This window comes from Myxococcus llanfairpwllgwyngyllgogerychwyrndrobwllllantysiliogogogochensis, assembly GCF_006636215.1.
Classification (GTDB): Bacteria; Myxococcota; Myxococcia; order Myxococcales; family Myxococcaceae; genus Myxococcus; species Myxococcus llanfairpwllgwyngyllgogerychwyrndrobwllllantysiliogogogochensis.
On the sequence record NZ_VIFM01000341.1, the window covers coordinates 1 to 11,025 of the forward strand.

11 protein-coding genes and 1 tRNA gene are annotated in these 11,025 nt (G+C 69.0%); 9 read left to right on the plus strand and 3 right to left on the minus strand.

Going from position 1 to position 11,025, the window contains the following annotated elements:
• Nucleotides 1–183: 183 nt before the first annotated feature.
• From FJV41_RS44355 to FJV41_RS44365, 3 genes are read left to right on the plus strand one after another with little or no spacing between them, the layout of a single operon-like run.
• Nucleotides 184–1,368, plus strand: a complete 1,185-nt coding sequence (locus tag FJV41_RS44355) for a ParB/RepB/Spo0J family partition protein (RefSeq protein WP_246137808.1) — start codon at nt 184–186, stop codon at nt 1,366–1,368.
• The gene (pyrE, locus tag FJV41_RS44360; RefSeq protein WP_141648692.1) at nt 1,368–1,934 is read left to right on the plus strand and encodes an orotate phosphoribosyltransferase; all 567 of its coding nucleotides are present in this window, start codon (nt 1,368–1,370) and stop codon (nt 1,932–1,934) included. The genes FJV41_RS44355 and pyrE overlap by 1 nt, the downstream gene beginning before the upstream one ends.
• Entirely contained in the window at nt 1,931–2,560 is a 630-nt protein-coding gene (locus tag FJV41_RS44365; RefSeq protein ID WP_141648693.1) for a hypothetical protein, read from the plus strand. Before pyrE ends, FJV41_RS44365 begins: the two co-directional genes overlap by 4 nt.
• A gap of 18 nt (nt 2,561–2,578) precedes the next feature.
• Here FJV41_RS44365 and FJV41_RS44370 read toward each other — a convergent pair whose 3' ends face one another.
• The 3 genes from FJV41_RS44370 to nadB are packed head-to-tail and all read right to left on the minus strand — an operon-like array spanning nt 2,579 to nt 5,494.
• Nucleotides 2,579–3,172 (minus strand): LOG family protein, encoded by a 594-nt coding sequence (locus FJV41_RS44370; protein WP_141648694.1) that lies wholly within the window; start codon nt 3,170–3,172, stop codon nt 2,579–2,581.
• Nucleotide 3,173: 1 nt separating this feature from the next.
• Nucleotides 3,174–3,899, minus strand: coding sequence for a rhomboid family intramembrane serine protease (locus FJV41_RS44375; RefSeq protein WP_174478364.1), 726 nt, complete (start codon nt 3,897–3,899; stop codon nt 3,174–3,176).
• A 5-nt stretch (nt 3,900–3,904) separates the two neighbouring features.
• Nucleotides 3,905–5,494: an L-aspartate oxidase gene (nadB, locus tag FJV41_RS44380; protein WP_141648695.1), complete on the minus strand. Its 1,590-nt coding sequence runs from the start codon at nt 5,492–5,494 to the stop codon at nt 3,905–3,907.
• A gap of 87 nt (nt 5,495–5,581) precedes the next feature.
• On the opposite strand from nadB, the gene FJV41_RS44385 reads away from it, so the two are divergent.
• The 6 genes from FJV41_RS44385 to FJV41_RS44410 all read left to right on the plus strand — a co-directional run bounded on the left by FJV41_RS44385 (nt 5,582) and on the right by FJV41_RS44410 (nt 11,022).
• A complete protein-coding gene (locus FJV41_RS44385; RefSeq protein ID WP_141648696.1) occupies nt 5,582–6,271 on the plus strand; it encodes a lytic transglycosylase domain-containing protein in 690 nt (229 codons plus the stop codon).
• Entirely contained in the window at nt 6,228–7,814 is a 1,587-nt protein-coding gene (locus FJV41_RS44390; protein WP_141648697.1) for a tetratricopeptide repeat protein, read from the plus strand. The genes FJV41_RS44385 and FJV41_RS44390 overlap by 44 nt, the downstream gene beginning before the upstream one ends.
• 11 nt (nt 7,815–7,825) lie before the next feature.
• Complete coding sequence (gene pgsA / locus FJV41_RS44395) at nt 7,826–8,515, plus strand: CDP-diacylglycerol--glycerol-3-phosphate 3-phosphatidyltransferase (RefSeq protein ID WP_141648698.1); 690 nt, start codon at nt 7,826–7,828, stop codon at nt 8,513–8,515.
• Nucleotides 8,516–8,604: 89 nt separating this feature from the next.
• Nucleotides 8,605–8,679, plus strand: a tRNA-Gly gene (locus tag FJV41_RS44400).
• 258 nt (nt 8,680–8,937) lie between these two features.
• Nucleotides 8,938–9,720, plus strand: a complete 783-nt coding sequence (locus FJV41_RS44405) for an ABC transporter permease (RefSeq protein ID WP_141648699.1) — start codon at nt 8,938–8,940, stop codon at nt 9,718–9,720.
• A 9-nt stretch (nt 9,721–9,729) separates the two neighbouring features.
• Nucleotides 9,730–11,022, plus strand: a complete 1,293-nt coding sequence (locus FJV41_RS44410) for an ABC transporter ATP-binding protein (RefSeq protein ID WP_141648700.1) — start codon at nt 9,730–9,732, stop codon at nt 11,020–11,022.
• Nucleotides 11,023–11,025 lie beyond the last annotated feature (3 nt).

Consider the following 11,025-nt stretch of genomic DNA (forward strand, 5'->3'; position numbering starts at 1 on the left):
GGGCCGAGACGCGTCCGGTAGCCCCGCCCGTGGAGCAGCCTGCTTCTGCCGAGCCGCCAACGCCCTTCGCGTTGGGTGCTGGCGCCAAGAAGAAGGTCGTGGTGAAGAAGAAGACCCGCTAGAGCTCGCTTCCCGCGCCGCCGGAGTCGGTGGCGCGGGAGTGGGTAGACCAGGGGTGCCACCATGGACGCCGAGCACAGGGTTGACGGAGAGGATGGGATGCCGGGTTCTCCGGAAGGTGGCTCGACGTCCACGCCCGAGGCTGTTTCGGCGCGGAGCGACGGTGGGTCCCAGGACTCCGCGCCGGGCGAGCCCGCGCCGCGGGAGCTGACGCGCGTCGAAGGTGGGGAAGGGGAGTCCGCCCCCGTCACCGCGACGGATGCGGGGGCTGTGTCCCCGGAAGGAGGCTCGGTGGAGTCTCAGGGTGTCGCCGCGGAAGGAGCACCCGTCTCGGGTGAACCGGAGCGGGCCATGGAGTCGTCGGTGGGTGTGTTGGAAGAGTCGCAGGTGAAGTCCACGTCGGAGTCGGGAGTGTCCGAAGGGGAGCGTCCGCCGGAGTCGCGGCTCGATGACGCGCCCAGGCAGGAGACATCCGCCCCCGAGGGGACTGTCTCCTCCGAGGCTCGGTCCGAGACGGAAGCTTCCGCCGGGGTGGAGTCCGGTGTCGCCGAGACAGCGGCTTCCGCGGGGCAGGAGTCCGGAGCCGCCGACGAGGAAGAGTCGGGACCCGAACTGTTGGCCGCGCCGGAGGAGCGTCTCGCCGGCCGGGTGGTGACGGTGCTGATGCCGCTGGAGCGGCTCGAGGACGAGTCGGCGTACCGGCTGCGTCCGGAGGGTGACGTGTCCGGGCTGGCCACGGACATCGCCCGGCTGGGGCAGTTGTTCCCGGTGGACGTGCGTCCCCGGGGCGGAGAGAGCTACCAGCTCGTGTGCGGCTTCCGGCGCGTGGCCGCGCTGCGTTTCCTCAAGCGGGACGCGGTGCAGGCGCGCGTGCACACGGACCTGTCGGACGAGGACGCGCTCCTCATGTCGCTGGCGGAGGCCATCCACGCCACGCCGGTGGGCCCCGAGGTGCTGGAGGCCAAGCGCGACCAGCTGGAAGCCCAGGGCCGGCTGAGCGCCGCCGTGGCCGACATGCTCGCCAAGGCGCTTGCCACCGATGACGAGCTGGCACCCGAGGGTGTGGAAGAAGAGGTCGACGCCGACGAGCTGGCGGCGGACGTGTCGCAGCGGTTGGGGACCATCAACCAGGAGCTCTCGCTGCTGGCGGACGTGTTCACCTCGCTGGATGAGTCGCGCCGAGCGGAGCTGCTGATGCAACTGCGGTACTCCTCCGAGCTGGTGGCGTACCTGGAGGGGTTGAAGTGATGTCCGACTTGTTCGCCCGTGACAGGGCCCGGCTGCTGGAGCTGCTCACCGAGCGCTCCTTCGAGCGCCGTCGCGTGGTGCTCTCGTCCGGCAAGGAGTCGGACTTCTACATCGACTGCAAGCGCACCGCGCTCCTGGCCGAAGGGCACTTCCTCATCGGCCGGCTCTTCCTGGAGGCCATCCGCCGCGAGGCGCCCGAGGCGGTGGGCGCGGGCGGACTGACGCTGGGCGCGGATCCGCTCGCGTCCGCGGTGAGCCTCACCGGCTACCTGTCCGGCTATCCGCTGGCCGCGTTCATCGTCCGCAAGGAGCCCAAGGGCCACGGCACCGGCCAGTGGATTGAAGGCCTGAGCGGGCTGGGCGCGGGCGCGAAGGTGGCCATCGTCGAGGACGTGGTGACGACGGGTGGCTCCACGCTCAAGGCGATTGAGCGGGCCAAATCCGAGGGACTGACGGTGCTGGGGGCGTTCGCCCTGGTGGACCGACTGGAGGGGGGACGCGAAGCGGTGGAGGCCGCGGGCCACCGGCTCACCACGCTGTTCACCCGCAAGGACTTCATTCCGTGAAGAAGCTTCTCGCGACGGGAGCGCTGCTGGGCATGTTGTCCGGCTGCTCCACCACGCCTCCCACCATCGGCGAGCAGGCCCCCACGCTGCACGACGAGAACGCGGAAGCGGCCTACCGGGCCCTGCTCGACAAGTACTCGGGCCAGCAGCAAATCTACGACGGCTTCGACACCCGCCTCTTCGCCGGGGTGACGCTCCAGTCGATGGCGTTCCGCGAGGCGCGGGTGAAGCGGCAGGCGGCCTTCCAGGTGCTGCCGCCTCCCAAGGTGGAGCAGCTGCTCTCCGAGGAGCGCACCGAGGCCGGGCAGGTGCACGAGTTCTTCCTGGGTGTGCACGTCAACGACTACCGGTACCTCGACTTCGACTTCAAGAAGACCATCTGGCGCATGGCGCTGGTGACGCCCGCGGGCGAGGTGACGCCGGTGCGCATCCGCCGGCTGGGCCGCGCGGATTTGGAGATGCGCGCCTACTACCCGTACACCAGCGTCTTCTGGGTCGGCTACGAGGTGCAGTTCCCCACGGTGATGTCCACCGGGCAGCTCGTCATCCCCCCTGGCACGGAGCAGGTGACGTTCCGCCTCGCCTCGTCGCTGGGGCAGGCGGAGATGAAGGTGGCCGCGCAGTAGCACGCGGCCCCGTGTCGCTTAAGTCTGCTCGGGGCGCTTCAGCCACTTCTCCGTCACCGTGAGCGTGGGCCCGTCGAGCATCCGGTCCACCAGCTCCTGGGGTGACGCGCTCACCGCGAAGGGCAGGGCCTGCTCCGGCGGCGCGAAGCCCTCGTGGGCCAGGTGTCGTGCGAGCGTCACCAGGGGTTGGAAGAAGCCGAGCGTGTCGAGCAGGCCCATGGGCTTCTGGTGCAGGCCCAGCTGTGCCCAGGTGATGATTTCGAAGAGCTCGTCCAGCGTGCCGAAGCCGCCGGGCAGCGCGAGGAACGCGTCCGAGCGTGAGGCCATCAGCGCCTTGCGCTCGTGCATGGAGTCCACGCGGATGAGCTCCGTGAGGCCCAGGTGGGCAATCTCCCGCGCGCCCATGAAGTGCGGCAGCACGCCCACCACCTTGCCTCCCGCGGCCAGGGTGGCGGCGGCCACGGTGCCCATGAGGCCCACGCTCGCCCCGCCGTAGACGAGCGTCATGCCGCGCCGTCCCAGCTCGGTGCCCAGGGCCGTCGCCGCCTCGGCGTACTCGGGCCGTGCGCCCGGCCGCGAGCCGCAGAAGACGCAGATGCTGCGCACGTCCATGTCAGAACGCTCCGTGCCGCTCGGGGTGGGCCGCGTAGAGGGCCACCAGCGCCGTGAGGAACAGGATGATGGGCAGCGCGAGCGCGTACACCTGCCGGCCCTGCCTCAGGGCCACGCCACAGGGCAGGCCGAAGAGGAACCCTCCCAGGTGTCCGGACCAGCTCACGAAGGGCAGCAGGCTGAGCACGGCCACCTGCACCAGCCAGATGCCCAGCTCCCGGCGTCCCTGTCGCGTGGCGATGGGCAGCATGGCGCCCGCCCACCCCAGAATCATCCCCGACGCACCCACCATGGGCGTGTCGAAGTTGAAGAGCAGCGAGAAGGTGGACGCACCCAGCGCGGTGACGAGCGACAGCCCGAGGAAGCGCAGGCTGCCGATGCCGCGCTCCAGCGTGAAGCCCAGCGTCACCACCACGGACATGTTGAACACGAGGTGGAGGATACCGCCGTGCTCGAGTGCCGCTCCGAGCAGTCGCCAGTACTGCCCGGCCTGCACCGCGGGGCCATACAGGGCGCCCAGCGGAAGCTCCCGCGAGTTGAACGACGGGAGCTGACCGGCTTCCTCCAGGCCGAACACCACGACGCAGATGCCGATGATGGCGTAGCAGACCCACGGCCTGGGCTGAGGCGCCTGGGGCGGCGGGGGGGTGCCGAACGGATGGCCTCCTCCCCGCTGCTCAGGGCCGGAGCCCGGTGCGTCGAGGATGTGTCGCGGTCCGGAGGACATGTCGCTCACAGCTCCCGGGAAAGGGTGGTGTCACGCAGCCAGTGGTGGTCGTCGGGGTGCGGGTAGTCGAGCGTGAAGTGCAGGCCGCGGCTCTCCTTGCGGCGGCTGGCGCAGTCGACGATGAGCAGCGCCACGTCGGCGATGTTGCGCAGCTCGATGACGTCGCGAGTCACCTTGAAGCGCCAGTAGTAGTCGCGAATCTCCTCGCGCAACAGCTCCAGCCGGCGCCGCGCGCGCATCAGCCGCTTGTCCGTGCGGACGATGCCCACGTAGTTCCACATGAGCCGGCGAATCTCGTCCCAGTTGTGGCTGACGACGACGCTCTCGTCGGACTCCACCGCGCTGCCCGCGTCCCACGCTGGAGGGTCCTCGCCCGGCGTGGACAGCGAGGCCATCTCCTCCTGGGCGACCTTGACGGCGCGCTGGCCGAACACCAGGCCCTCCAGCAGTGAGTTGGAGGCGAGCCGGTTGGCGCCGTGCAGGCCCGTGCAGGACACCTCGCCGATGGCGTACAGGCCGGGCACCGAGGTGCGCCCGTGCAGGTCCGTCACCACTCCGCCGCACTGGTAGTGGGCCGCGGGGACGACGGGGATGGGCTGCACCGCCATGTCGATGTTGAACGCCTTGCAGGTGGCGTAGATGTTGGGGAAGCGCTCGGTGAGGAAGGCCCGGCCCATGTGCGTCATGTCCAGGTACACGCACTCGTCGCCGGTGCGCTTCATCTCCGCGTCGATGGCGCGCGCCACCACGTCGCGCGGGGCGAGCGCGCCCAGCGGGTGATAGCGCTCCATGAAGGTCTGCCCGCCCTTGAGCTTGAGCTTGCCGCCCTCGCCGCGCAGCGCCTCGCTGATGAGGAAGCTCTTGGCCTCCGGGTGATAGAGGCAGGTGGGGTGGAACTGGTAGAACTCCATGTTCGCCACCTGCGCGCCCGCCCGGTACGCCATGGCCACGCCGTCACCCGTCGCCACATCCGGGTTGGACGTGTACAGGTACACCTTGCCCGCGCCGCCCGTCGCCAGCACCGTCACCTTCGCCAGGAAGCGCTCGATGCTTCCGTTCTCCTGCAGCGCATACGCCCCCACGCACCGGCTTGTCCCCGGCCTGGGCTGACGCCGGTCCAGGATGAGGTCGATGGCGGCGGTGTTGGCGAAGAAGGTGATGTTGGGTGTCGCGTCACACTCGGCCAGCAGGGCGCGCTGCACCTCGCGTCCGGTGATGTCGCCCGAGTGGATGATGCGGCGCGCGGAGTGACCTCCCTCGCGCGTCAGGTCGAACTCGCCAGAGGTCTGCCGGTTGAACTCCGCGCCGAGCGTCACCAGCCCCTGCACGCGCTCGGGCCCCTCGCGCACCGTCACCTCCACCGCGTCCCGGTGGCACAGGCCCGCGCCGGCCACGAGGGTGTCCTCGATGTGGGCGTCGAAGCTGTCAGTGGGGGCGAGCACACTGGCGATGCCCCCCTGGGCATAAGCGGTGTTGCTCTCCGTTCGCTCGCGCTTGGTCAGCACGGCCACCGTGCCGTGCCTGGCCGCCTGGAGGGCGAATGAGAGGCCCGCAACGCCGCCTCCCAGGACGAGAAAATCGAACCGATGGGGCATGGCCGACAGCCTTAACGACTGTAAGTGCCGGAAACAAGGCGTTTTCTTGAGGACTTTCCTGCGTGTGTCTAAGGTTCGGGGGCCGATATGCGTGCCATTCCCGCGCTCAGCCTCTTCGCCGTGCTGGCCTTCCCGCCGTGGGCGGGGGCGTCCGAGTCCATCTACCGTTACGTGGAGAAGGACGGGACCATCGTCTACACGAACGTCCCGCCCTCCGGCTCCAAGGCGGCGAAGAAGATGAAGGGCTCGTTTGCCCAGGCGCCCGCGAAGAACTCGCCGGCGGTGGGGCGCAAGAACACGCCCCCGGACCTGGACCCGCACATCGCCGCGGCGGCGCTGCGCTACCGCATCCCCACCGCGCTCGTTCGCGCCATCATGCACGCGGAGAGCAACTTCAATAAGAATGCCCTCAGCCACAAGGGCGCCAGCGGACTGATGCAGCTGATGCCGGCGACGGCGTCGGACATGTACGTGAAGGACATCTTCGACGAGCGCGACAACATCGAGGGTGGCGTGCGCTACCTTCGCGTGCTCGCCAACATGTTCGACGGCGACATGGTGAAGATGATTGCCGCCTACAACGCGGGGCCAGACGCGGTGAAGCGCTACGGCGGCAAGGTGCCCCCCTACGAGGAGACGCAGGGGTACGTCCGCAAGGTGCTCCAGCTCTACTACCACTACAAGGAGCGCGAGCGGCCCGCCGAGAGCGGTCCCCGCGAGCCCACATCCCAGAATGACGACGCGCGTGAAGGGGCGGGCGGAGACGAGCCCCGCTGACGACGAGTTCCTCCAGCAGCTCCAGCGCGGTGGCGAGCTGCTGGCCGCCAACAAGGTCATCGAGGCGAAGGAGTTCCTGGAGCGAGCCCACCAGCTCCAACCCCGCAACGAGAAGGCGCAGAACCTCCTGGGGCTCTGCTACTTCAAGCTTGGCCTGTTCGACAGGGCGGCCGAGCTCTACGAGATGCTGGTGCGCGACAACCCGGTGGACCCGACGCTGCGGGTCAACCTGGGCCTGGTGTATCTCAAGACGAACGCGCTCCAGCGCGCCGTGCGCGAGTTCGAGACGGCCACGGACCTTTCGCCCGAGCACCAGAAGGCCCAGAACTACCTGGGCCTCGCCCTGGCGCAGATGGGCGAGTACGGCCGCGCGCGTGAGCACTTCCTGCTCGCGGGCAGCGACCAGATGGCGGACAAGATGTCGCGCGCCATCGCCGGGGAGAACTACTCCCGGCCCACGCCCGCGCCCGTGTCGCCCCCCGCGCGTCCGGAGATGCCTCCGCCGGTCCCCGTGCCTCCACCCGCTCGCGAGGTGGCTCCGCCGCCTCCCGCGGTGGGCGCCGCGCCGAGGGATGAGGAGATCCGCTTCGCGGAGGACGAGGGCCCCAGCGCGCTGAGCGACAGTGACGGCGAGGGCGGCCCAGTGCTCACGGCCGCGCCCGAGGAGACGGTGGACCTGGAGGAGGAGACTCCCGCCGCCACCGCTCCGACTCCGAGCAGCGACGAGGCGCCCCGGGACGCGGCCACCGTGCCGACGCCGGTGCCGCTCACGAAGCTGCAGCTCACCAAGGTCGCCGCGCGCGGCGCGGATGCCGCTCTGACGGAGAAGGCCGCCGCCGCGCCTCGGCGGGGTGTGTCCGGCGCGAGCGCCCCGGAGGCGACGGGGACCCCGGTGTCCACGGCGCCACTGCTGTCGGAGCTGGCGCCCTCGCTGTCCCTGGATGACGAGCGGGGAGGGCGTCCCTTCGTGTTGGGCGAGGGGCGCTTCAGCGTGGCGGTGGACGGGGAGCTGTTGACCCGGTTGGATGGCGTGGTGGCGCTGCGGGGGCAGCTGGCGTTCCAGCCGGAGATGAAGCGCTTCCGGGGACGGGCAACGGACAAGCCCTTTGGCGAAGGGCCGTCGCGGATGGTCCGGGCGAAGGGGCACGGGGTGCTCCACCTGGAGCCCGCCGAGCGCCGCACCTTCCTCGTGGTGGACCTGGGCGAGGACTCGGCCTACTTCCGGGACGAGAACGTCTTCGCCTTCGAGGAGCCGGTGATGTTCGAGAATGGCCGGGTGCCGTCGGACATCGCCCCGGACCTGGACCTGGTCCACCTGCGCGGGCAGGGACAGGTGCTGCTCAGCCTGCCGGGGCCGCTGCGCTCGGTGCAGGTGCGCCCGGATGCGCCGGTGACGGTGCCCCTGACGCACCTGGTGGGCTGGCAGGGCAACCTGACGCCCCGGGTCGTGCCCCTGCTCAAGTCCCCCGCTGGCGAGTCGCTGCGCACCGCGGTGGAACTGGGGGGCGAAGGTTTTGCCCTCATCGCCCTCGGGGTTCGCTAGAAGAGCGCGCCATGGCCACGGACCGAGCGACCCGGAAGCAGCGCAAGCGGGAGGAGCGGGCGCGCCGGCGCGCGGAGCGCAAGCCCAGCGTGCTGGTGCAGGAGTTCTGGAACCTCCCCAACATGCTCACGTTGGGACGCATCCTCCTCATCCCTCCGTTCGTCTGGTTCCTCTACGACGCGGACCCGCTCAACTCCCTCTTCGCGGGCCTGGTCTTCGCCGTCGCCTCCATCACCGACGTGGTGGACGGCTACCTGGCGCGCAAGTGGAACCTCATCACCGTCGTCGGCAAGTTCATGGACCCGCTGGCCGACAAGCTCATCGCCATGGCCGCGCTGGTGATGATGGTGCGGCTGGGGCGCATCGCCGCGTGGGTCGTCATCGTCCTGCTCGCGCGCGAGCTCATCGTCAGCGGTCTGCGCACCATCGCCGCGAGCGAGGGCATGGTCATCGCCGCCGGCCAGGAAGGGAAGTGGAAGACGTCCCTCCAGCTCGTGGGCATCATTTCACTCTGCGTTCACTACGTGCACCCGCTGACGCTCGGCTCGTTCAGCACGCCGGTGGACTACAACCTCGTGGGCAAGGTGCTCGTCTACTTGTCTGGCGCGTTCTCGGTCTGGAGCGCCGTCGTCTACTTCCGCGCGTTCCTCGCCATGCTTGCGAAGCGAGGGGATGAAACGTCGGCTGCGAAAAGTGTTTGACGTGTTCGGAGGGCCTCTGTATACCCCACCTCACTTCGGACGCGGCGCCAACGCGGGGCGCGGACGAGAGGGAAGTCGCAGTACCTGATGCGGGAATAGCTCAGCGGTAGAGCATCGCCTTGCCAAGGCGAGGGTCGAGGGTTCAAATCCCTTTTCCCGCTCCAATACGAAGGCCCCCTGGGAAACCAGGGGGCCTTTTTGTTTTGGCTCAATCACACGCATGACTGTCTTGTCCTCGGCGACCCCGCATGGCGGCGCGTCTGGGACAACGCTTCCTTGCCCTGGGGGATGGGAGTGCTGGCGCGCGTGGCGGGCCTGCCCGAGCGGTGGGCGGACGGCCCTGTTGCGTCATGGTGGTGATGCGTGCGGGGCCATCTGCCGGCCTCGCTCCCACCCGGGCCCTGCTATAGAAGGGCCCCCTCATGATTCGCCTCGTCCGAGAACTGTACCAATACCGGGGCCTGCTGCTCAGCCTCGTCCAGCGGGAGCTCAAGGCGCGTTATCGCGGCTCGTTTCTGGGCTTCCTCTGGACGTTCCTGAATCCCACGCTGCACATGCTGGTGTACGCGCTGCTGTTCACCGTGGTGATGCGGGCGAGCACCCCGAACTATTCGTACTTCATGTTCGTGGGGCTCCTGCCGTGGATCTGGTTCTCCTCGTCGCTGGGCGCCGGGGCGAGCGCCATCAGTGACCGGCGCGACCTGATGACGAAGGTGCGCTTCCCGGCGCAGGTGCTGCCCACGACGGTGGTGCTGACGAACCTCAGCAACTACCTGCTGTCGCTGCCACTGATGGTGGGGCTGGGCTTGTTCCACGGTCAGGTTCCCACCTGGCACGTCATCGCCTTCCCGGTGGTGGTCCTCATCCAGCTCATCTTCACGCTGGCGATGACGTACATCCTGGCCGCCATCAACGTCACGTTCCGGGATTTGCAGCACATCGTCGGCAACATCCTGACGATGTGGTTCTTCACCACGCCGGTGCTCTACCAGGCCTCCACCATCCTCGACGAGAGGGTCCGCACGGCGGTGCTGGTGGTGAACCCGATGTCCAGCCTGATGCTCTCCTACCAGGCCATCTTCTACGAGCACCGGTTGCCGGACCCCCTGCCCCTGGCGGCACTGGCCCTCTTCTCGCTGGCGCTGCTCTGGGGCGCCTCGATCCTCTTCGAATCCCGCCGCGAGGAGTTCGCGGAGTCCATCTGAGCCGTCGCCATGCAGGAACCCCTCGACGCCATTGTCTTGCGCGATGTCGTGAAGAGCTTCCGGAAGAGGACCATCCGGGGCGAGTACACGACCTTCAAGTCCGAGCTGCTGCGCTGGTTGCGCGGCCAGCGCCAGCCCCGAGAGGGTGGTCTCATCACCGCCCTGCGCGGCATCAACCTGAGCATCCCTCGCGGCAAGACGGTCGCCATCATCGGCCGTAACGGCTCCGGCAAGAGCACCCTGCTCAAGCTCATCACCGGCATCTACACGCCGACCTCCGGAGTCATGGAGATCAACGGCCGCATCTCCGCGCTGCTGGACCTGGGCGCGGGGTTCCACCCGGACTTCTCCGGCCGGGAGAACATCCTCATCAACGGCATCATCCTCGGCATGTCGCGCGCGGAAGTGCGCGAGCGGATGGATGACATCATCGCCTTCAGCGAGCTGGGTGAGTTCATCGACGAGCCGGTGCGGACGTACTCCAGCGGCATGTACATGCGGCTGGCGTTCGCGGTGGCCACGCACGTGGACCCGGACATCCTCATCGTCGACGAGATTCTCGCCGTGGGCGACGAGCACTTCAGCAAGAAGAGCATGGCGAAGATGACGGAGTTCAAGAAGCGCGGGAAGACCATCGTCCTGGTCACCCACGACTTGAGCACCGTGGAGCGCTGGTGTGACGAGGCCGCGTGGATTGACGGTGGCTACATCCGCCGCGTGGGTCGTCCCTCGGAGGTCGTCGCCGAGTACAAGCAGGCCATCGCCCTGGCCGAGGCCCAGTCGGTGGTCTTCACGCCCCCGGCGCTGACCGAGGGTGGCGGCGCGCTGCCCCAGGTGAACGTGCCCGGCGCGGACGCGCCCGTGCGCCTGTCCGGCCTGCGGTTGTTGAGCCCCTCGGGGGAGGTGGCCCCGCAGCTGTCGCCCGAGGCCGCCGTGGAGGTCTGCGTGGACTTCACGACGCAAGGTTCGTACGAGGACCTGGTGTTCGAGGTGGCGCTCCAGACGCTGGAGGGGCGCCCGCTCTACGAGACGAGCACCCGGGTGGAGTCGGTGTCGTTGCCCAAGGAACTGCCAGCCTCGGGGCGGGTGCGCTTCGTGCTGGAGCGCCTGGGACTCCTGGCGGGAACCTACGTGTGCGAGGTGACGGCGCGCACGGCCGGGGGCGTGTCCCGGGAGACCTGCACCTTCGTGGTGAACTCCTCCGTGGCGGAGCGCGGGGTGTTCCGCCCCGTGCATCACTGGGTGGTGGAGTCCGTCCCGGTGTCAGTGGTACCCGCGCTCGCGGGCGTGGGTCATCCCTGAGTG